This window comes from Bartonella kosoyi (assembly GCF_003606325.2).
In the GTDB taxonomy this organism is placed as follows: Bacteria; Pseudomonadota; Alphaproteobacteria; order Rhizobiales; family Rhizobiaceae; genus Bartonella; species Bartonella kosoyi.
In genome coordinates this window covers 190,620-211,024 of the sequence record NZ_CP031843.2, presented here as the reverse complement: position 1 = coordinate 211,024, position 20,405 = coordinate 190,620, and the positions used below count along the sequence as shown (strand labels likewise).

At 39.7% G+C, this 20,405-nt stretch carries 18 protein-coding genes and 1 pseudogene; 11 read left to right on the top strand and 8 right to left on the bottom strand.

Annotated elements, in window-relative coordinates; all coding sequences use genetic code 11:
- Positions 1-59: 59 nt before the first annotated feature.
- The 4 genes from D1093_RS01020 to rpsP all read left to right on the top strand — a co-directional run bounded on the left by D1093_RS01020 (position 60) and on the right by rpsP (position 3,274).
- Complete coding sequence (locus D1093_RS01020; protein ID WP_120100050.1) at positions 60-716, top strand: carbonic anhydrase; 657 nt, start codon at positions 60-62, stop codon at positions 714-716.
- A gap of 251 nt (positions 717-967) precedes the next feature.
- Positions 968-2,530, top strand: coding sequence for a signal recognition particle protein (gene ffh / locus D1093_RS01015; protein WP_120100049.1), 1,563 nt, complete (start codon positions 968-970; stop codon positions 2,528-2,530).
- Between the two features lie 24 nt (positions 2,531-2,554).
- Positions 2,555-2,884, top strand: a complete 330-nt coding sequence (locus D1093_RS01010; protein WP_120100047.1) for a chorismate mutase — start codon at positions 2,555-2,557, stop codon at positions 2,882-2,884.
- Between the two features lie 15 nt (positions 2,885-2,899).
- On the top strand, positions 2,900-3,274 hold the full coding sequence (rpsP, locus tag D1093_RS01005; RefSeq protein WP_120100045.1) for a 30S ribosomal protein S16: 375 nt from the start codon (positions 2,900-2,902) through the stop codon (positions 3,272-3,274).
- Between the two features lie 153 nt (positions 3,275-3,427).
- On the opposite strand, the gene D1093_RS01000 is transcribed toward rpsP, so the two are convergent.
- Positions 3,428-3,643, bottom strand: a complete 216-nt coding sequence (locus tag D1093_RS01000) for a DUF1674 domain-containing protein (protein WP_120100043.1) — start codon at positions 3,641-3,643, stop codon at positions 3,428-3,430.
- A gap of 83 nt (positions 3,644-3,726) precedes the next feature.
- Here D1093_RS01000 and htpX point away from each other — a divergent pair, with 83 nt between their 5' ends.
- From htpX to D1093_RS00980, 4 genes and pseudogenes are all read left to right on the top strand, one after another.
- Positions 3,727-4,770: a zinc metalloprotease HtpX gene (gene htpX / locus D1093_RS00995; RefSeq protein WP_078674188.1), complete on the top strand. Its 1,044-nt coding sequence runs from the start codon at positions 3,727-3,729 to the stop codon at positions 4,768-4,770.
- Positions 4,771-4,829: 59 nt separating this feature from the next.
- Entirely contained in the window at positions 4,830-6,194 is a 1,365-nt protein-coding gene (locus tag D1093_RS00990) for an RsmB/NOP family class I SAM-dependent RNA methyltransferase (protein WP_120100042.1), read from the top strand.
- A gap of 64 nt (positions 6,195-6,258) precedes the next feature.
- The gene (locus D1093_RS00985) at positions 6,259-7,974 is read left to right on the top strand and encodes a heparinase II/III family protein (RefSeq protein WP_078674190.1); all 1,716 of its coding nucleotides are present in this window, start codon (positions 6,259-6,261) and stop codon (positions 7,972-7,974) included.
- Between the two features lie 388 nt (positions 7,975-8,362).
- Positions 8,363-8,564 (top strand): annotated as a pseudogene (locus D1093_RS00980) (Arm DNA-binding domain-containing protein); the annotation flags it as partial.
- 1,052 nt (positions 8,565-9,616) lie between these two features.
- Here the strand turns inward: D1093_RS00980 and D1093_RS00975 are convergent.
- From D1093_RS00975 to D1093_RS00960, 4 genes are all read right to left on the bottom strand, one after another.
- Positions 9,617-9,826 (bottom strand): hypothetical protein, encoded by a 210-nt coding sequence (locus tag D1093_RS00975; RefSeq protein ID WP_120100038.1) that lies wholly within the window; start codon positions 9,824-9,826, stop codon positions 9,617-9,619.
- A 235-nt stretch (positions 9,827-10,061) separates the two neighbouring features.
- Positions 10,062-10,214, bottom strand: coding sequence for a DUF1127 domain-containing protein (locus D1093_RS00970; RefSeq protein ID WP_120100035.1), 153 nt, complete (start codon positions 10,212-10,214; stop codon positions 10,062-10,064).
- 313 nt (positions 10,215-10,527) lie between these two features.
- A complete protein-coding gene (gene purH, locus D1093_RS00965) occupies positions 10,528-12,147 on the bottom strand; it encodes a bifunctional phosphoribosylaminoimidazolecarboxamide formyltransferase/IMP cyclohydrolase (RefSeq protein ID WP_120102265.1) in 1,620 nt (539 codons plus the stop codon).
- A 1,071-nt stretch (positions 12,148-13,218) separates the two neighbouring features.
- Positions 13,219-14,010, bottom strand: a complete 792-nt coding sequence (locus D1093_RS00960) for an SURF1 family protein (protein ID WP_120100032.1) — start codon at positions 14,008-14,010, stop codon at positions 13,219-13,221.
- A gap of 300 nt (positions 14,011-14,310) precedes the next feature.
- Between D1093_RS00960 and rpmB the strand changes: the two genes are divergently transcribed.
- On the top strand, positions 14,311-14,628 hold the full coding sequence (gene rpmB / locus D1093_RS00955; protein WP_120100030.1) for a 50S ribosomal protein L28: 318 nt from the start codon (positions 14,311-14,313) through the stop codon (positions 14,626-14,628).
- A 146-nt stretch (positions 14,629-14,774) separates the two neighbouring features.
- Complete coding sequence (locus D1093_RS00950) at positions 14,775-15,458, top strand: VUT family protein (protein ID WP_120100029.1); 684 nt, start codon at positions 14,775-14,777, stop codon at positions 15,456-15,458.
- A gap of 760 nt (positions 15,459-16,218) precedes the next feature.
- Here D1093_RS00950 and cobT read toward each other — a convergent pair.
- From cobT to D1093_RS00935, 3 genes are all read right to left on the bottom strand, one after another.
- Positions 16,219-18,111 carry a cobaltochelatase subunit CobT gene (cobT, locus tag D1093_RS00945; RefSeq protein WP_120100027.1) on the bottom strand — a complete coding sequence of 631 codons (1,893 nt, stop codon included), beginning with the start codon at positions 18,109-18,111 and terminating at the stop codon, positions 16,219-16,221.
- Positions 18,112-18,126: 15 nt separating this feature from the next.
- On the bottom strand, positions 18,127-19,107 hold the full coding sequence (cobS, locus tag D1093_RS00940; protein WP_120100025.1) for a cobaltochelatase subunit CobS: 981 nt from the start codon (positions 19,105-19,107) through the stop codon (positions 18,127-18,129).
- Positions 19,108-19,311: 204 nt separating this feature from the next.
- Positions 19,312-19,932, bottom strand: a complete 621-nt coding sequence (locus D1093_RS00935; protein WP_120100024.1) for a J domain-containing protein — start codon at positions 19,930-19,932, stop codon at positions 19,312-19,314.
- 123 nt (positions 19,933-20,055) lie between these two features.
- Between D1093_RS00935 and D1093_RS00930 the strand changes: the two genes are divergently transcribed.
- Positions 20,056-20,328, top strand: coding sequence for a BolA family protein (locus D1093_RS00930; RefSeq protein WP_120100022.1), 273 nt, complete (start codon positions 20,056-20,058; stop codon positions 20,326-20,328).
- The last annotated feature ends 77 nt before the right edge of the window (positions 20,329-20,405 follow it).

Genomic DNA, 20,405 nt, shown 5'->3' with positions numbered 1-20,405 from the left:
ATAGTTTTTTTCTAAATATACGAAATGAAAGTAAAGAGAGAATTAGAAGTAAAGAGAGAATGACCCGTTTACCAGAAAGACTTTTAAGTGGTTACCGAAACTTTATAAATAATCATTTTTTATATAAAACAGCAGATTATCAGCAATTGGCAATTGAAGGGCAGAAACCTGAAGTTTTGGTTATTGCTTGTTGTGATTCGCGTGCTGTCCCAGAAATGATTTTTGATGCTAAACCAGGGGAAATTTTCACCCTGCGCAACGTGGCAAATGTGGTTCCTCCTTTTTCTCCTGATAATCAATATCATGCAACATCAGCGGCTCTTGAATATGCCGTACAATTACTTGAGGTGAAACATATTGTTGTTTTTGGGCATGCCCATTGTGGAGGCGTTCTTACGGCTCTTAAGGAGACGTGTAAGTCTTTATCGTCAAATGATTTTATTGGCCAATGGATTAGTCTTTTAGCGCCAGCCGCAGAAATTGTTCTGAATAATAAGTCACTGTCGTGGCCAGAAAAACAGACGGCTTTAGAGCAGCTTTCTATTCGCCATTCGTTGAGAAATTTAGAGACGTTTCCCTGGATAAAGTTTCGCAAAGATCAAGGTATTTTGACATTACATGGGGTTTGGTTTGATATCTCTAGCGGAAAATTATGGAATATGGAACAGGAAACAGGATGTTTTATGTGTGTTGAAGTTGAAAGTTTTGAAGGGTAGTATTGTAGTATTTGCTGTTTTTATTTCTTCGTATAAAAAGACATTTTATGATAAAACTTGACAAAGCTGGGGTTTTATTGTTTGAAGGAGCAAGCTTTCAGTGACAAAATTAACTTGGAGCCACCGACTGAGACCCCAATGCAAGGGTATAAAGAGATCTCAGAGGTCAACATTCGACGGCGCGATGCGTTCTCGGGTGCTATTTTGGTTTGTTCGTTATGTAACTTTGTTATGCAACAATGAGGTAAATAATGTTTGAATCCTTGCAAGAGCGACTTGGTTCTATCCTGTCTCATTTGACGGGGCGTGGTGCTTTGTCGGACCAGGATGTTGCAGAGGCGCTGCGTGAAATTCGGCGCGCTTTGTTGGAAGCTGATGTTGCTCTTGATGTTGTTCGTTCTTTTACTGATAGAGTTCGCGAAAAAGCGGTTGGGGCTGAAATTGTTAAATCAATTAAACCAGGCCAGATGGTGGTTAAAATTGTTCATGATGAATTGGTTCATATTCTTGGAAATGAAAGCACTCTGAGTGATTTGAATGCACCAGCGCCCGTTGTTATTATGATGATTGGTTTGCAAGGTTCGGGAAAAACAACCACAACAGCAAAGCTTGCAAAACGTTTCACTGATAAGCACAATAAAAAAGTTCTCATGGCGTCTTTAGATACACGTCGTCCTGCTGCACAGGAGCAATTGCGCCAATTGGGAGAACAAGCGAAACTTGCAAGTTTGCCTATTATTGCGGGACAGCTACCCGTTGATATTGCATCACGTGCCGTGCAGGCTGCTAAATTGGGCGGTTATGATGTGCTTCTTCTTGATACTGCAGGACGTAATCATATTGATGAAGCTTTGATGCTTGAATTAGCTGAAATTAAAGCGTGTTCTCTTCCTCATGAGATTATGTTGGTTGCTGATAGTTTGACGGGGCAAGATGCCGTTCATCTCGCGCGTTCTTTTGATGAGCGTGTAGGGATTACAGGGATTATTTTAACACGCATGGATAGTGATGGGCGTGGGGGTGCTGCTCTTTCTATGCGTGCTGTGACAGGCAAGCCGATTAAAGCCATTGGAACCGGTGAAAAAATAGAGGCTTTGGAAGAGTTTCATCCCAGTCGTATTGCTGATCGGATTCTCGGAATGGGCGATATTGTTTCTTTGGTTGAAAAAGCTGCGGAAACAATGGATCATGAAAAAGCTGCTGCTTTTGCAAAAAAAATGCAGGCCGGAAAATTTGATTTGAATGATCTTGCAGAACAGTTGCAGAAAATGAAAAAACTGGGTGGAATGGGCGGTATTATGGGCATGTTGCCAGGATTAGGAAAGGTCAAAGAGCAGATTGCGGCAGCTGGTCTTGATGACCGTTTGTTTAATCGTCAATTGGCTATTATTTCGTCCATGACACCGCAAGAGCGTATGAATCCAGAGCTTTTAAAACATAGCCGCAAACAACGAATTGCTAAGGGGTCTGGAACAACGGCAGCTGATATTAATAAACTTTTGAAGATGTATCGCCAAATGGCTGATATGATGAAAGCCATGGGTGGTAAAGGCAAAAGCGGCTTTATGGGAAAAGTGTTAGGAGGACTTGGCTCCAAAATGGGTTTTGGAGGGATAGGAGGTACAGATTCTCCGGCTATGCCTGATTTATCGGGATTGGATCTGAAGCAACTCTCAACGCTTCAAAAACAGATTGAAAATGGCCATGGAGGGAAAGCCTTGCCTGGACTTCCCAAGCGTGATCCTATATTTCCTGGCCTTTCCAATGGCATTGCTGATAGGGGAAAATTTCCTCAGCATTTTAAGAAAAAATAAGATGCAAAGAGGGAAAGGAATGTGATGCAGGAAACAGTATTAAACGAATTGGCTCATTTACGAGCATCTATTGATAATTTTGATGCAACTTTGATTCATATTTTAGCAGAGCGTTTTCGTTGTACCAAAGCTGTTGGGCACTTAAAAGCCCGTTATGATTTGCCTAAAGTAGATCCTCTGCGTGAGCAGCATCAGATCGCACGTTTGCGGCAATTGGCTATGGAAAGTCACCTTGATCCTGATTTTGCTGAAAGAATTTTAAAGTTTATTATTAAAGAAGTTGTGCGTCATCATGAAATTATTGCTGAAGAGCAAAAAACAAAAAAAGTCAATTTAAACGAAAGCCAGAGCTGACAATAGGAGAAAAATATGGCATTAAAAATTCGTTTGTCCCGTGGAGGTTCAAAGAAGCGTCCTTATTATCATATCGTTGTTGCGGATGTTCGTAGTCCGCGTGATGGGCGATTTCTTGAACGTGTTGGTGCATGGGATCCAATGTTGCCTAAAGATGGACCGAGGGTGAAAATTAGTGAAGAACGTATCCAATATTGGCTTGGTCAAGGGGCTCAGCCAACAGATCGCGTTTTACGGTTTTTAGATGCGGCTGGTTTAAAAAAGCGTCCAACCCGTAATAACCCACATAAAGGTGAACCGGGCAAAAAAGCACAAGAACGTATAGCAGCAGCAAAGCAGGCAGCAGAGGAAGCAGCTGCTGCGGCTGATGCAGAATCTGCTTCAGAATAAGAAGCATGATTGCTTAATCAACGCTTTTTAAAAAAATGCTAGGAGAATAAATATTATCCGTTTTTGCCAATCAAAAATGGATCTTCTTTAAAAGAGTGTTTATTTAGAACGGCGTTGGTTGTTTTAAAAGTTCAATTTTGAAGATGTATGGCTTTAAAAGTCGATGGCGCGGCCCTTAATTTCCCAGTCTCCATAGCGGGAAGGGTCTTTGCCGCCACGTCCACCGTTTTCCAACGGGTGTTCTTTTTTTGCTTCGTCTTTTCGCCTTGCTTCAGCTTCTTTAAGGGCGCGTTGTGCTGCGGGAGGAAGAGATTGCTGTCTAACAATAGTTGAATTTTTTGGGCTTGTTTTTTCATCTTTTTTATTCATTTTACACCTATTCCATTGAAGAAGCAGAAAGAAAACCCCATCATATAGTATTAGTAGACTTTTATCATGGAGTTTTTTGAGTAATGAACATAATGCGTACAGCCATGCTTTTGGCTTTTTTAACGGCCCTCTTTATGGGGGTTGGTTATCTTGTTGGAGGGGGCAGTGGCATGGTCATTGCTCTTTTAATGGCAAGTGGTTTAAACTTTTTTTCTTATTGGAATTCAGATAAAATCGTTTTACGTATGTACGGGGCGCGTGAGGTTGATCAGCATTCCGCACCCGTTTATTATAAAATCGTAAGCGATTTAGCTAAAAAAGCTTCTCTTCCTCAACCAAAGGTTTATGTGCTTGATAGCGCGCAGCCGAATGCTTTTGCAACAGGACGTAATCCTCAAAATGCCGCTGTAGCTGCAAGTCGCGGCTTGTTAGAGCGGTTAAGTGCAGAAGAAATTGCTGGCGTTATGGCGCATGAGCTTGCACATATTGAGCATCGTGATACCTTAACCATGACTCTAACAGCAACGATTGCAGGGGCAATTTCAATGCTTGGTAATTTTGCTTTTTTTATGGGGGGACAGCGCAGCTCTTCGGAAGATTCTCATGGTGGGGGGGCAATTGGAGGATTTATTGCACTGCTCGTGGCACCTTTTGCCGCAATGCTTGTGCAAATGGCCATTAGCCGTACGCGTGAATATGCTGCGGATCGGAGAGGCGCTGAAATATGTGGTAATCCTTTATGGTTGGCTTCAGCATTGCGTAAAATTGCGGATGGAGGGCATGGGGTTTACAATGAAGAGGCAGAGCATAATCCAGCAACCGCGCATCTATTTATTATCAATCCTTTGCGCGGTGAGGGAGCCGATAGTCTTTTTTCAACACATCCAGCAACGGCAAATCGTATTGCTGCTCTTTATCGGCAAGCAGAAGAGATGAGAGGGTCTCTTGCTGAAAGTGGCGGATGGAATAGAGAAGACGCTATAAATAAAAAAAGCAACGAGAAAAATTATGAAGATTTTCGCAGTCAGGCTCATGCATCAGGTGAGAAAGAAGATAGCACTTTTCAGCGGGTCACAAAACGTCCTTCTTGGCTTCGTTATGAAAATTCAAAAAGTTCTCGTTCATGAAATTTTTGAGGAGATTTCTGGGAGATCTCTTGAGGAAGCAGTGATATAAAGGTGTTATTTTGCAACACAAAAAAGCGGGGCATGTTTCGGAAAAAGATGTTCCAGGATTGGCTGTTCGGCAGGTGTGTGTACGTCTGTTAGGGGCGGTCGTTGATAAGGATACGCCTCTTTCTGGTTTGACGGATAATGAACACGGACACCCACAATATTTAAAACTTTCACAACGAGATCGTTTATTGTGTCGGGCTATTTTGACAACGTCATTGCGTCATCGAGGGTCGATTGCGGCGGCCCTCTCATGCTTTTTAGAGCGCCCTTTACCTTCACAAGCACTGTCACTTCAGCATCTTCTACATATCAGTGTGGCGCAAATTCTTTATCTTGATATTCCTGATCACGCGGCTATTGATTTAGCTGTGCGTGTGGCAAAATTTGATCCTCGTATGCGCCGTTTTTCAGGGGTGGTGAATGCTCTTTTGCGCAATGTCGCACGGGAGGCGGCGCCTTTACGCCAACAAGTTCCGACCATTGAAGGTGTTCCAGCATGGTTTGGAGAGCTTTTAGTATCCGCTTATGGAATAGAAAAGGCAAATCAGATTATAGAAATTCAAAGTGTGGAGCCCCCGCTCGATTTAACAGTGAAAGCTGATAGTGTTGGATGGGCTGAGAAGCTTGGCGGTGTGGTGTTACCCAATGGTTCTGTTCGATTGAACCGTTTGGAGTGTTCTGTCTCTGATTTACCAGGCTATGGGGAAGGGGCTTGGTGGGTTCAAGATTTTGCCGCAGCGTTGCCTGCTTGTTTATTGGGAGAACTTCGGGGGAAACGCGTTGCTGATCTTTGTGCGAGCCCTGGGGGGAAAACAGCACAATTGGCTTTGCAAGGGGCAGAGGTGACAGCCATTGAGCTTTCTGCTAACCGCGTCAAGCGTTTGAAAGAAAATATAGAACGGCTCCATTTTTCCGTTCACATTTGGCAGGGGGACGTGAGAAATTTCCAACCCACACAGCTTTTTGATGCGGTTCTTCTTGATGCTCCTTGTTCTTCTACAGGAACGATCCGTCGTCATCCAGATATTTTATGGACGAAATCGAGGGATGATGTCATCAAGTTAGCGGCGTTGCAATATGATTTGCTTGTCACAGCAATTGCTTTGGTCAAAAAGGGAGGGCGGATTGTTTTTTCCAATTGTTCGTTGGCAAGAGAAGAAGGTGAAGATCTTATTGAGAAAATTTTATCAACACGCAATGATATTGTTTTAGACCCTATTGATCCAGAAGAAATGGGAGCACTGGCGCATTTGCTTGGTGAGGGGATGTTGCGTACGACGCCGGCGGATTTTTGTCATAAAAATTTTGATGCTGAGAAAACTGCGCCTTTAGGAATGGATGGTTTTTTTGCCGCGCGCTTACGAAAAATTGCTTAATTAACGCTTCATTTACAAAAATGGTCGAAATTGTATCTGATTCAGCATAAATGGAGATGGAATTTTGGCGGTTGCGGTAAAAGCTCCTCAGGTAAAAATAGCAGCCTGTATCGATACGCTACAGCATGTTATGCGGCGTTTATGGGTTGGGCCATTGTTTCGTTGGCGGTTTTCAGGGTTTCGTCCTCATAAAATTTTAGCGCATCCCATTGATTTTCATGTGGCTGATCCGATGATGGCGCATGAATTTTATCACGGTCGTTTTGCTTTTGCTGGTCATATTGTTCATTCTGGTGCTGTTTCACCCTTTTCATTGGTTTCGCCAACGCCCGAATGGGAAGCGGCTCTACATGATTTTCATTGGTTGCGCCATATGGAAGCAGCAAAAAGTGATTTAGCTGCAGCGCATGCACGTTCTCTTTTAGAAGATTGGCTGGACCATGCTGGTAAAAAAGTAAAAGGGCTTGCTTGGAGTGAACCTGTTGTCGCACGGCGTTTGATCTCGTGGATTTGTCACTCAAAAATGTTGTTAGAAGGGGCAAGCGAGCGGTTTGAAAAACGCTTTTTACGTGCACTTGGTTTGCAATTCCGTTATTTGCGCGTAACAATTTGCAGTATGGATCATGATGATAAACGTTTACAAGCAGCAACGGCTTTGACGTTTGCCTCTCTTGCGTTACCTGTTTCTGCAGCCGTGAAAAAAAAGGTCCAAACCACGCTTATAGAAGAGCTTTCGCTTCAGATTTTGGTTGATGGTGGGCATATTTCCCGTAGTCCTATCATTTTGCTTAATTTATTATCAGATTTATTATCTTTACGTTACCTTTTTATGCGGAGCAATGAAACAGCACCCCGTATTTTGATTGATTCTGTTGAGCGCATGTTGCCAGCTTTGCGATTCTTTATCCATGAGGATCAAACATTAGCGCATTTTAATGGGGTTGGTCCCCTCGCGTCGGAACGGTTATCAACACTTTTGGAGCTTGATGAAACAGGAGGTCATCCTTTTAGTTATGCGCGTTATTCAGGATTTCAGCGCTTAAAAGCCAATCAAACAACAATTCTTGCCGATACGGGAAAATTTCCACCACGCTTTGTAGCACAGCAAGCTTGTTCAGGATGCTTGTCTTTTGAAATGTCTTCACAAGGACACCGTTTTATTATCAATACCGGTGTTAACCCTGATGGGCGGGAGGACTATCGACATTTAGGGCGTATTACTGCGGCCCATTCAACAGCGACGCTTAATGATTGTTCGGTGGGTACTTTTTATAAAAAAAAGAAAAATAGCGCTTCTCTTTTGTTTGATGGACCCAGGGAAGTTCAAGTGCACCGTATAGAGGATTCTGAGAAAACAGGTTTTATTGCGAGCCATAATGGTTATGTGCGACCCTTTAATCTTATTCATGAGCGTGGTCTTATTTTGGCGACGAGTGGGGATATGATCGAAGGCTTTGATCGCTTTTTTATGCCCAATAAAGAGGGGAAAAAACATAAAAGGGCGCAAAGTGAACAAGATCATGTTGCTGTTCGGTTTCATCTTCATCCACAAGTTGAGGTTAACTATGATGGTGAGCGTGTGTGTTTAGCGGTAAAGGACGGACACGTAGAGGACGAGAAAGTATGGTATTTTATATCGCCTGATGCGGATATTTGTCTTGAAGATTCAATTGATTTTGCGGAATTAACAGGTCCGCAAAGGACACAGCAGATCGTTTTATATTTTCGCCCTGCATTTCAGGAAAAAGTTCGCTGGCGTTTTATCCGTAAAGCCGTTTGATAAAAAATCAGAACATTGCTCCAACCTATAGTCTATAACGTTTTATTTTCATGTTCTAAAATATCATCGTTTATGGGGGATATATCCCCTCTTGAAGGACTGTGTAAATTTTTACACGGAAGTATTTTTTGTAAGCGTATGGGATGAATATTTTGAAGCAAAATTTGCCTATAGAATCTCATGTGGTAGTGCTAAGAGGGGTTTTATCTATCGGGCAAGATATTGATTATAATGATAATTTAGCGTTGTTCATATCGAATTAGAACCCCTAATACCGTAAGATTCTCTCATTTTAAATCTGTTTATCTTGAATCAATCAAAACCATTCGTTTGTACGTCACAAGCGGGGCTGGCGTGTGGGTAAAAACTGTAAAAAAAGGATTAAAAAATGGCTCTTATGAATCGGCTTAATGCAAGAGCTGTCGCAACATTTTAGGGCTGGCAAATATAATGATGGAGCTGGCTTGTTACTCCATAAGCGTAAAGATGGAGATGCTCAATGGCTTTACCGTTATACCATTCACGGGCGCCGTCGTGAAATGAGATTGGGTGCTTTAAGACATGTCTCTTTAAAACAAGCTCGTGAATTAGTGAAACGGCGCTGTTGATAGATTCTTATTTACAGATCGGTATTGGTTAAGAATCTTCATTCTTAAGGGAGTGGAGAGAAAATTAAATGGTTTCTTATCTCTAAAAAGTTCTGGAGTGCTACTATGATCAATATTCCGCTCTTAGGGATCTGTGTGTTCAAGATAATAAAATATTTTCTTGTAAATTTATGCCCTTGTTAAAATTTCTTTTATTATACTCATTTCACAATGGTGCTCGTATAGATTATAACGTAAAACTATAGAGCATAATGCAAAATTCTTGGCAAATGGTGTAGGGTTATTACACCTGCCATTTTTCTCTTTATTTGGTTTTATGACTTTCAAAAGCCTCTAGAAGAGTATTGTTTAAAACAATATGGATCATGCTTTATTTTTTATACTTTTAAGAAGTTAACATATTGATTTATATCATTTATTGTCTGAAATTTAAATGAAAACTTAGAAAATGGTAAGATTTTCTCGCTGCGAATTTGTTTATGGTAAAGCAACGCATATATTTGTACCCTATTGGGAGAGGTGGTGTGTAAACTTGCTGTAAGAAAGGGATAAAAATAGTTTTTCTGAACACTTTCAAGCGCCAAGGGTTGTTACAACATTGAAGGATAATGGTACGATATTTTGATTTACGCCTTTATTTAAGCTTAAAGGAGAGAATGTCCAGAGGATTTTCTTCATAAGTGTTGCTATGAGAGGGGATAATGAGTATTGAGATGTATTTTTTTAAAACAAAAGCGTATGAAATATGATGACGTTTTAATTTTGGATTTTCTGTTTTGCGTGAGGGGTATGATTTTATTGAAGAGAGAAAAAAGGTGAGGGAGTGCACTTCATTCTTTAAAAGATATAGATGTTTTTGAAAGTTGTAAAACTGAATGAAAAAATGACGGTAAAGATGTGAATAGTTTTTTATCTTTGAGATTTCATATTTTTGCTAAAATAAGTTGTTTTCCATTTTAGAGGTATTCCTTCTCCTATCTCGCATATAAAAACGGATAGAGGAAAGCATTAAGCGCGCTTGATCTTTGTTTTGATCACATTATGGCTGGCTTATAGCGTAACAAGCCGGAATCATCACATTCCAATGTTGTGGCATCCCTTGGCGCGTGAGACGGTTTATTATAGGCATTTTTAGTCCTTTTTTGTACAGTTTCATTCCAAGCACATCCTCTTCGCTTGTAATGTGCAAGAGACATGGTTTTTGCTGATTCAATATAAACTAGATTCGCAATAAGAGAATCCATACAGTAGAGTCTCTCATTCACTGCGCCAAATAATGGACACGCTTGATAAATCAAAAATTGTTCATCGCAGAAACATTGAGAACTCAAGAGAAAACATTGCAACAAAGTTTCAGGGAAAAACCCCTTCTACTTTGTCTTACCATACTAACAATGAAGCGATAACAACCAACCTCAAACTGTTTTTTTCTTATAGCGAAGCGCTTCTTCCAACCCTCAAAGATTCTTTAAATAACTTTTAGAAAGATTTACGTGAATAGCGCCGTGCAACTGAATCAATATCCCCTCGACAGATGCCAAGATCATTGAGTTCATAGGTTGAAAGACGGCTTAACGCATTAACGGTTCGACGATAACGACGCCAATTACTATAAGAACGTAGAATATTCATATCCTGTACTCAAACTTTGTTACACTCTTTAGTTTAAGATAGAGCATATCACTAAAAAAAGTTGTGCTATAATGTCATAACAGGTATGCATCTACATACAGAAAAAGACCTTTTAACAGATATCTCAATGTAAAAAGGCAACTTTTAAAGCTATTCACAACGATAACATCTTATTCCTAAAACAATGGTTAAATTATGTGTATTTTCTGCAATGATAACTTCTCCCATTTCAATGATTATCAATCGACATACGATTTATGAAAAATCTCTTGAAACGGTTGTCTTATATGAAGAGGAAATCACCCAAATTATATTAATGACGGAAATGCCGTATTCCTGTAAAAACCATCGCTAAACCTTGCTTATCCGCAGCAGAGATAACTTCTTCATCACGCATGGAACCTCCTGGTTGAATAACTGCTGTTGCACCTGCTTCAGCAGCAGCTAATAAACCATCTGCAAAAGGAAAAAATGCATCGGATGCAACCACTGATCCTTTTGTAAGCGTTTCTGTTAAGCCTGCTCTCCTTGCACTTTCTGCGGCTTTACTTGCAGCAATTTTTGCTGAATCAATGCGGCTCATTTGTCCAGCGCCAATACCAACCGTTGCGCTATTTTTTGCGTATACAATAGCATTTGATTTAACGTGTTTTGCGACACGAAAAGCAAATTGAAGATCACGCATTTCATCTTGAGTTGGTGTCCGCTTTGTCACTACTTGCAATTTAAGATCATCAATCACTACGTTATCCCGTGATTGCACTAAAATGCCTCCTGCAAGTGTTTTCGCAAGAAGTCCTCCACAACGTGGATTAGGGATACCACCTGTAATGAGCAAACGAAGATTTTTTTTCTTAGCAATAATTTCACGTGCCGCCATTGTTGCATCAGGAGCAATAATTACTTCCGTAAAAATTTTAACAATCTCTTCCGCACATTCTTCATCAAGGGTTTGATTTAACGCAACAATTCCACCAAATGCCGATACATTATCACACATAAGAGCTTTCAAATAAGCGTCTTTCAAATTTTCTCCTTCTGCAACACCACAAGGATTGGCATGTTTAATAAGAGCAACAGCAGCGGTTTTTTGCGGATCAAATTCTGCCACAAGCTCAAAGGCTGCATCCGTATCATTAAGATTGTTATAAGAAAGCGCTTTGCCTTGTAAAAGTTTTGCTGTTGCAACGCCAAAACGTTTTTCATTATTGCGATAAAATGCGGCCTGTTGATGGGGATTTTCCCCGTAGCGCATAACATTTTCAAGATGACCAGAAAAACTCTGCCATGAGGGGGGGGCAATTTTTAAATCCCGTGCAAACCATGCGGCTATTGCCGTGTCATAAGCAGCGGTATGCGCATACGCACGCATTGCTAATTGATGACGCATGGATAAGCTCAAACATCCATTATGCTGTTTTAATTCAACGAGAATCGAATCATAGTCATTTATCGCTGTTACAACACCGGTATAAGCATAATTTTTTGCCGCAGCGCGAATCATCGCTGGTCCACCGATATCAATATTTTCAAGAATTGTTTGCTCATCGGCTCCCGATTGGATCGTCTCTTCAAAAGGATAAAGATTTACCACCAAAAGATCAATTCCATGAATGCTGTTCTTTTCCATAGCTTCCCTATGGCTAGGATCTTCTCTTACCCCTAACAAAGCACCATGAATCAAAGGATGGAGTGTTTTGACACGTCCATCCATTATTTCAGGAAATCCAGTAACTTCAGCAACATCTTTTACGGGCAAACCAGCAGCTATGAGGGTTTTGGCTGTTCCTCCTGTTGAAATCAATTCAACACTGTAAGTCGCATGAAGGGCTTGTGCAAATGCAACCACACCCGTTTTATCAGACACAGAAAGAAGAACACGACGAACCCGATGAAGATCAGGTATGGGAAAATTTTTGGCAACAACACCCATAACAAAAGCCTTAAAAATGAAAGAGTTAAAATTCCAATAAAATAAGCTTATACACTTATAGCAAAAGCTTTTAGCAAAATACATTCAAAGGATAAACTGTCTTTTTTAAAATATACGATAACTCACCTTTTTTATTATCCTGTAAAAACACGCTCATGTGAGGTGTGTGATAGGTATAAAGGACTCATTGATACGTTAAAATGTTTTTTTTTGTTGCTTATAATTCAATATCTCATCTTTACAGCAGATTTGAAACATAAAACGCATCCATATGTTCTCTTCTATATTAGCTTTTGTATGTAAAATGAATACGAGAATATTGCTACCCGTTTGAGTTATCTTTGAGAGACGGGAAATAATCAGCAAGAATATGAAATTATAATGGTAGAAATGCATGCTCATTTTTCCTGCCATTTTTAATTTTTATGTTTTTCAAAAGTATTTATGACCAATGCTTTTAATAATGTGTTTTTAAGAGTGGAAATGACACATTGCCCCACATTTTTGGCTATTGCCTTTTTAATGAGATTACGCTTTTCATGCAAAATAAAATACTATTACAGGGTGCATTCACGCGCGTTTATTTTAAAGTAAGCATTTTTCAATGAATCAACTTATGGTTGTCTTGTGAAGAATGTCGTGTAAATCTTTCGTAAATGGTATAGCAGATCCATTGTATGTCCATGATCTATACTTAAAGATGCAAGACAGAATAGTCATTCTCTTTATCCGGTTTCAATATTTTAATAACTCTTGCTTTAACAGTACTTGGCATTCGAGATGGAAAAGATATTGATTTTTTTTATTTTTAATCATTTTATTGTGTGCGGGGGGGGAGCACGAGAATGATTTTGCTGGTTTTTAGTCAGAAGATTTGCATTGCAAGAGTCTTATAGATATCTCAGGTTTTAAGTTTAAGGTATAAAATAATGGGATTATTATTATAAATCAAATAATTGCTTTTTAAAAACAAATTTTATTATGTATAAACTCTCAACATAATAGTGTTAAGCTCTTCTTCATTGTGAAGCAGATTAGTGATTATATTATGGGGGTAGGTATTTCTGTTTGTTATTTTTTGAGTTCTTTTTGCTTTAGCAGAAAAAGAAAAGCGCCCAGTACACCAGCAGCTAAAGTAAACCACGTGATTGCGTAAACAAGATGATTATTTCGAAAGTGGATAATCGTAAGACCAGCGACGGGAAGTTTTGCTTGTGGAGATGTTTTTCTGGCATCAATAAAATAAGGGGCAATAGTAGAAAGACCAAGTTTTTTTGCCATAGCGGGAAGATCACGCGTGTACCACACATTCTTGTCAGGATTATTTTTGCGTGGGAAAAATCCATTTTTTTCACTCATACGTAATAAACCGATAATTGTTGTTTGTTCTGTGTTTGTGGTAGAATCTTGCTGAGATAAGGTATTTGTATGGGATTTCTCTGAGTGTTGAAAATTGTTCCGTTCGTCCATGGGAATAAAGCCACGGTTGATAAAAGTCAGTGTGTTGTCAGCGGTTTGTAAAGGAGTCAAAACCCAGTAACCCGTGGTGTTTTGAGCAGCAGCCGTGACCAAAATATTTTTATTTTTTAAAAAATTTCCTGTGATCACAACCGGTCGATATTCATCTTTTTCAAAAGTAACCTCAGCCCATTGATCTTTTTGGGGGGCTTTTATGGGGGATAAGTGAACGCGCTGATTGGCGCTGGTGATAAGATTTGTTTTCCAGTTTAACCGTTGTATTTGCCATATGCCTAATGCACTAAAGAGAAAGAAAAAACAAACGCATAAAGTTCCAAACAAGAAAGAAGAAAAACGGCAAGAATTTTCCTGAAGCTTTGTCATGGGGGGGGATTTTTTGCTCATGATGTATGCTTCCTTTCAGGACAATAGATTTTTATTCTAACATGGTATGCCTTTAAAAAAAGCATTTTGTACGCTTTTTAGCAGAATTTGCACGCCTTGATTTTGGAAAAAGATGAAGGATGAGTCAGCCAAGAGATGAAAAAGGTTTTATAAAAGACTTGACCTTTTGTTGTCGAGCCCCTATTAGAAAGAAACTTCCCAATGATGCCCATTCAAGGTCGCATTGTGCGTGCTTTGCGTTCATTGTGTTCTTTGGGTATAGGGATTTGAAAGTTTCTTAAGAGTTTAAGGGTGAAGTTTATGTCTCGTGCATGTGAATTGACAGGGAAAACGGTTCTGTATGGTAATAATGTTAGCCATGCGAATAATAAGACTCGGCGTCGTTTTTTACCAAATCTTTGCAATGTGACATTAATTTCAGAAGTGTTGCAGCAAAGTTATCGCTTGCGTATTTCAGCAAATGCATTGCGTTCTGTTGAGCATCGTGGTGGTCTTGATGGCTTTTTGGTCAAGGCAGACGATAAAGAGTTATCGCAACGTGCGCGTTTGTTAAAACGCCAAATCATTAAGAAAAAAGCTGAGCAAGAAAGCGAGCAAAAAGCTGAGAAAGCAGCGTGATTGTTGTAGCGTGATTGTTCGTGTCATTATTTTGGATGAATTGACGCTTTAATCACGAATCTTGGTCTTAAAGAAGTGCGCTTTTAGGGCTTTTTTCTCTTTAATCGCTCTATTATTTTATTGGTTCCATACCCCAGGTTAAAAAAATGTTTTCAAGCGGTCTTTTATTAGAACAGCAAAAGAGAAAGTATGTTATTTTTTCTATTTTAGCAATGTGTCTGGCGGTTACTGCTTCTAATATTTTGGTTCAGTATCCCGTCTATTGGTTTGGTTTGAATGAGCTGTTGACTTATGGAGCTTTTACTTATCCATTTGCCTTTCTCATTAATGATTTGACCAATCGTTTTTATGGTCCATCTGCTGCGCGGCGTGTGGTTTATGCTGGTTTTTTTGCCGGTGTTTTTGTTTCTTGGATATTGGCAACACCGCGGCTTGCACTTGCTTCTAGTTTGGCATTTTTATTTGGACAACTTCTTGATATTCTTGTTTTTACGCCTTTGCGACGGAAAACATGGTGGAAAGCCCCTTTGGCAGCAGCGTTGGTTGGTTCGGCGTTGGACACGGTGTTGTTTTTTTCTCTTGCTTTTTCGAGTTCTTTTGCCGTTCTTGATAGGATAACAGGGTATGCTGATAGTTCACTGGTGGAGAGTACTGTTTTGGGAGGGATCGGCATGCCAGTTTGGCTCTCGCTTGCTTTTGGCGATTTTTCCATAAAAATTATTATGAGCCTGTTGATGTTGATACCTTATGGGACAATTCTTAACATTGTAAAGCTTCCTCTTTATCAAAGTCATCCAAAGGATGATTCCTCTTTTGCTTGTAACAAGTAATAATCTTTGTTTTTTGTTTTCTTTAAATTTTGAGAAAATTTCAGTTATGTTACGCATGCGATAGCATCGTTGATTGAGAAATTTTATCGCTTCACGGTTTAAGGGAGAGGCTCGCATTTCAAGTCCCTTTTTGTGAGGAAGCAATAAAAATTATTTATTTAGGCTTTCATAAAAAATGGATGGATAACCACTCTTTGAACGAGGTTAAAAATACTTTCTTATAGACTTATGTTGATGTAAAAGAAACTTCAGTTATGTGTTGTTAATTTATTGAAGTTATAAGGATAATTCATCATTTTGCAACATGACGAGAAGCCGCATATAACTTTTGCGTATTGTAAATCTTCTTATATTGTTTCAATAAAGATCTCTCTCTTGCATATGATAAGCGGGGGGAGTCCCTTCATGAATCATCTTAAATGCCAAGGTTTGTTGCAATATTAAGGGCGGAACGCATAATGATAGTATCGGTTTTCTCTTTTATGGAGCGTAAAGATGGTGATACTGAATGGATTGTACACTTAATATCATTCATAGGTGCTTTTGTGAAATAAACTTGGAAGTAACGTGAAATGTTTTTTTAAATAGACTTATGCTTTCTAGCATCGCTTGTTATGGGCAGGAAAATGATTTAATGGGGACAGATTTGAAATGAAAGAATTTTACGGCGTTTAGGATTCTTATTTAAGTTGAATAACGCTCGATGCATGATGATAAATTAATAGATTGCTGTATAGCTGATTTAAGGCGGGTTTATTTCTCATAAAGTTTGTGGTGTTTTATCACTAAAAAGTGCTTCTAGTTGTTTTGTTATGGCGTCGGCGAGTTCTTCGGCATTCATAATGGTTACAGCACGTTGATAATAACGTGTGACGTCATGACCAATTCCAATGGCAATGAGTTCGATGGGGGAATGGGTTTGAATTTCTTGAATCACTGCGCGTAAATGTTTTTCTAGATAATTGCTAGCGTTGACTGATAGTGTTGAGTCGTCAACAGGGGCTCCATCAGAAATAACCATGAGAATGCGACGCTGTTCACGCCGTGATAAAAGGCGTTGATGCGCCCAAATTAAAGCTTCTCCGTCAATATTTTCTTTGAGTAATCCTTCTTGCATCATCAAACCTAGATTGCGGCGTGCGCGACGCCATGGGGTGTCAGCGCTTTTATAGATGATATGACACAAATCATTCAGGCGTCCAGGATGATGAGGCTTATGTTTCTCAAGCCATTTTTCGCGTGATTTTCCCCCTTTCCAAGTTTTGGTGGTAAACCCTAAAATTTCAACTTTGACACCACAACGTTCAAGCGTTTGTGCCAAAATATCAGCACAACTTGCGGCAACGCTAATGGGGCGTCCGCGCATTGAACCAGAATTATCGATGAGGAGTGAAACAACCGTATCTCGAAATTGTGTGTTACTTTCCATTTTAAAAGAAAGGGGCAGCATGGGATCAATAATCAGGCGTGGAAGCCGTGCCGTATCGAGATATCCTTCTTCAAGGTCAAAGTTCCAGTTGCGATTTTGTTGTGCCATAAGGCGGCGCTGGAGACGGTTGGCTAAACGTCCAACAATGTTTTGAAGATGACTAATTTGCTTATCAAGATAACGGCGTAAGTGATCTAATTCGTTTTCAGAACAAAGATCAGTTGCTTCCAAGACTTCATCAAATTGACGGGTGAAGATTTTATAATTGCCAAGTCTTTCCATTTGTTCTGAATCGGAAAAAAGACGTTTTGGTTTGCGCGGCTTTTCTTGCCAAGGGCCATTTTTTTGCTCGCCGTCAGCTTGATCATTGTCGTTTGTTTGTGTTGCTTGTGTTTTTCCTTCTTCTTGACCATCACTTTCTTGTTCAGTGCTGGTTTGTTCTTCACTGTGAGCGTGTTTTTTATTTTTACTTTCTTCTTCTGTTTGATCTTGAGGTTCACATTCGTTTTTTAATTTTTTATTGTTTTCACTGTCAGGAGTTTTATCTTGTTGCACTGTCATTTTGAGTGTTGCAAGCATTTGGCAAACGATTTGTGCAAAAGCCTGTTGGTTGTAAATATGATGTGTGAGTTCATTAAGCTCTGGTGCGGCTTTTTGTTCGAGTTCTTGGCGCCAAAATTCTAAAACAAGACCTGCTTCTCTTGGGGCAGCGCGCTTAGTTATTTTTTCGCGTAATAAAAGTGCTATCGCTTCTTGGATAGGGGCTTCACTTTGATTGCTAATTTTTTCATAATCGGCTCTTTTGTATTTATCAGCGAGCATGACATCAAGGTTTTTCGCAATCCCTTCCATGGCTAAAGTCCCGATTGCTTCAACACGTGTTTGTTCAAGGGCATCAAAGATTGCCCGTGCTTCTGATTCTGGCGGAGAAAATTGCATGTGAATGCCGTTATCATGCCATGCTTTGCGCAGAGCCATGGAATCACCTAATCCGCGGGTAATCATGATATCTTGATCTGTTGCGCGTTGTGGTAATTCTGGTAAACGTGCACAATTTTTGCTCAAAGAGGGTCTGTTGGGACTAAAGGAAACTTCTAGCTGGTATGTTCCAGCAATGGCACGCATACAGGTGGAAAGAGCTTTTTTAAAAGCTTCATGATTAAGCGTATTGAGGGGAGGATTGTTTATTTGATTTTTGCTATTGTCGTCAGGGTTGATCGCCATAATTGACATATTCCTTTAAGACAAGACACCCTGCATGAGTGATTCGGAAAGCTCTTGTCCAAAGGCGCGTTGATAAAATTCTGCGACAGCGGCACGTTCGAGTTCATCACATTTATTGAGAAAGGTTAACCGGAAGGCAAAGCCGACATCTTGAAAAATTGTGGTATTTTCTGCCCAAGTAATGACAGTCCGCGGGCTCATGACTGTTGAAAGATCCCCATTGATAAAAGCTTGGCGGACCATATCAGCAACGTGAACCATTTGTGAAATTGTCTTTTTCCCCTCAGCCGTTTGAAAAGATTTGACCTTTGAACAAACAATATCAACCTCTTTATCATGGGGTAAATAATTGAGTATCGTTACAATAGACCAGCGGTCCATTTGAGCTTGATTGATTTGTTGGGTACCATGATAAAGCCCTGTTGTATCGCCAAGACCAATGGTATTGGCTGTTGCAAAAAGACGAAAGGCTGGATGAGGAGAAATAACACGGCTTTGATCAAGTAAGCTTAGTTTTCCAGAGGTTTCAAGAACCCGTTGGATGACAAACATAACATCAGGACGCCCTGCATCATATTCGTCGAAAACAAGAGCAATATTATTTTGATAAGCCCATGGCAAAATGCCCTCTTTAAATTCAGTGATTTGTAAGCCATCTTTTAAAACAATCGCGTCTTTTCCTACAAGATCGATACGACTTACATGACTGTCGAGATTAATGCGAAGACAAGGCCAATTGAGACGGGCTGCAACTTGTTCAATATGCGTTGATTTCCCTGTTCCGTGATAGCCGGAAACCATAACACGACGGTTAAAAGTAAAACCTGCGAGAATCGCTAAAGTTGTTTGCGGATCAAAAAGATAATCGGGATCGATATCAGGAACATGCGGGCTTTTTGTGCTAAAAGCAGGAATTTTCATATCTGTTTCAATATGAAACAAGTCACGAGCGCAAACTGTAATATCGGGTGTATTTTCAACGGTAAAATTTGTCATGATGTTTCTGGCAGGGAAAGGACGCTATTTATTTCATGAGAAAACGATACAAGAGTTAGAGTATTTATGCAATGCTCTATGACGAGAGCCTTAGAGATGAAGGAAGATCGTTTTCACATATTCTATAATGTTTTGTGAAGGTAAGAATGTTTTATGTAAAGAGTGATGGTCTCAATGAGAAGGGTTCATATAAAAACGTGTTTTTTAGCACAAACCAGATTTTTTGAGCAAATTATAAGCATGCAAAACATCGCGAAAGCGCTCTTCTGAAGCACGATTACCCCCATTGGAATCAGGATGGTGCTTTTTTACCAACTCTTTATATTTCATTTTTATATCTTCTGCTGAAGCGTTTGCTTGTAGTCCTAGTGTATCAAAAGCTTTTGCTTCTAAGGGCTTTAATTTTCGTGAGAAATTATTGCTTGAATGCCGTCCGGTAAAAAGCGTGAAGGGATCACGCATACGATTTTGATAGGCCGCTGTTCCAGAGCGAATCTTTGCATAATTGGCAGCAGTTTTTTTCGCTGTACCATTGCTAAGATCTGTCGGCCATGTTGGGCGATGCCCTGTGAGCGCATCCTTTTGGAACTTTGCAATATCTTGATTGCTAAGACCAGAAAAGTAATTAAAATTTTTATTATAAGCACGCACGTGGTCAATACAAAAATGTAAATATTGACCTTCGTGATTTCGACCTGCCGGTGCCTTATGGGTTCCTGTTTTTTCACACCCTTCCCACTGACACTGTTGCGCTTCCGGCTCAGATTTTTGTTTTTTATTTGAGCTTATGCGAATTGAATCGAATAATTTAGATGTTATTGCCATATTATTGCTTTATGCAAAATTGATTAATTTTACAAGAATTGACTTTTGAAAAATTTGTTTTCACACTTATTTTAATTAGAAAAAGGTTTATTCTTGTCCTTTCATTTTGTTAAGGAATGAAAAATGTCTACAGAAACAATAATCAAGAGAAAGCTTCAGGATGCTTTTCATCCGCAGAAACTTGAGGTGATTAATGAGAGTCATCTTCATGAGGGACATCCCCATAATGAACATGCTTTTGATGGGAAAGGAGAAACACATTTTCGCGTGAAGATTTTATCTTCTTCTTTTTCCAATATGACGCGCGTAGAAATTCATCGAGCGATTTATCAAGTTTTAAAAGAAGAGCTCGCGACTTGTGTCCATGCTTTGGCGCTTGAGATTGAGAAGTTTTAATTTTTCTCTTAAAAAATTTTTTAGAGCCGTTTTTTTTTGTTAAAAAAACATTTCTTGACGCTTGTTACATCTATTTC

Coding starts and splice junctions, on each gene's coding strand:
- D1093_RS01020 (WP_120100050.1), top strand. CDS start 60: ATGACCCGTTTACCAGAAAGACTTTTAAGTGGTTACCGAAACTTTATA.
- ffh (WP_120100049.1), top strand. CDS start 968: ATGTTTGAATCCTTGCAAGAGCGACTTGGTTCTATCCTGTCTCATTTG.
- D1093_RS01010 (WP_120100047.1), top strand. CDS start 2,555: ATGCAGGAAACAGTATTAAACGAATTGGCTCATTTACGAGCATCTATT.
- rpsP (WP_120100045.1), top strand. CDS start 2,900: ATGGCATTAAAAATTCGTTTGTCCCGTGGAGGTTCAAAGAAGCGTCCT.
- D1093_RS01000 (WP_120100043.1), bottom strand. CDS start 3,643: ATGAATAAAAAAGATGAAAAAACAAGCCCAAAAAATTCAACTATTGTT.
- htpX (WP_078674188.1), top strand. CDS start 3,727: ATGAACATAATGCGTACAGCCATGCTTTTGGCTTTTTTAACGGCCCTC.
- D1093_RS00975 (WP_120100038.1), bottom strand. CDS start 9,826: ATGGATTCTCTTATTGCGAATCTAGTTTATATTGAATCAGCAAAAACC.
- D1093_RS00970 (WP_120100035.1), bottom strand. CDS start 10,214: ATGAATATTCTACGTTCTTATAGTAATTGGCGTCGTTATCGTCGAACC.
- purH (WP_120102265.1), bottom strand. CDS start 12,147: ATGGGTGTTGTTGCCAAAAATTTTCCCATACCTGATCTTCATCGGGTT.
- D1093_RS00960 (WP_120100032.1), bottom strand. CDS start 14,010: ATGAGCAAAAAATCCCCCCCCATGACAAAGCTTCAGGAAAATTCTTGC.
- rpmB (WP_120100030.1), top strand. CDS start 14,311: ATGTCTCGTGCATGTGAATTGACAGGGAAAACGGTTCTGTATGGTAAT.
- D1093_RS00950 (WP_120100029.1), top strand. CDS start 14,775: ATGTTTTCAAGCGGTCTTTTATTAGAACAGCAAAAGAGAAAGTATGTT.
- cobT (WP_120100027.1), bottom strand. CDS start 18,111: ATGGCGATCAACCCTGACGACAATAGCAAAAATCAAATAAACAATCCT.
- cobS (WP_120100025.1), bottom strand. CDS start 19,107: ATGACAAATTTTACCGTTGAAAATACACCCGATATTACAGTTTGCGCT.
- D1093_RS00935 (WP_120100024.1), bottom strand. CDS start 19,932: ATGGCAATAACATCTAAATTATTCGATTCAATTCGCATAAGCTCAAAT.
- D1093_RS00930 (WP_120100022.1), top strand. CDS start 20,056: ATGTCTACAGAAACAATAATCAAGAGAAAGCTTCAGGATGCTTTTCAT.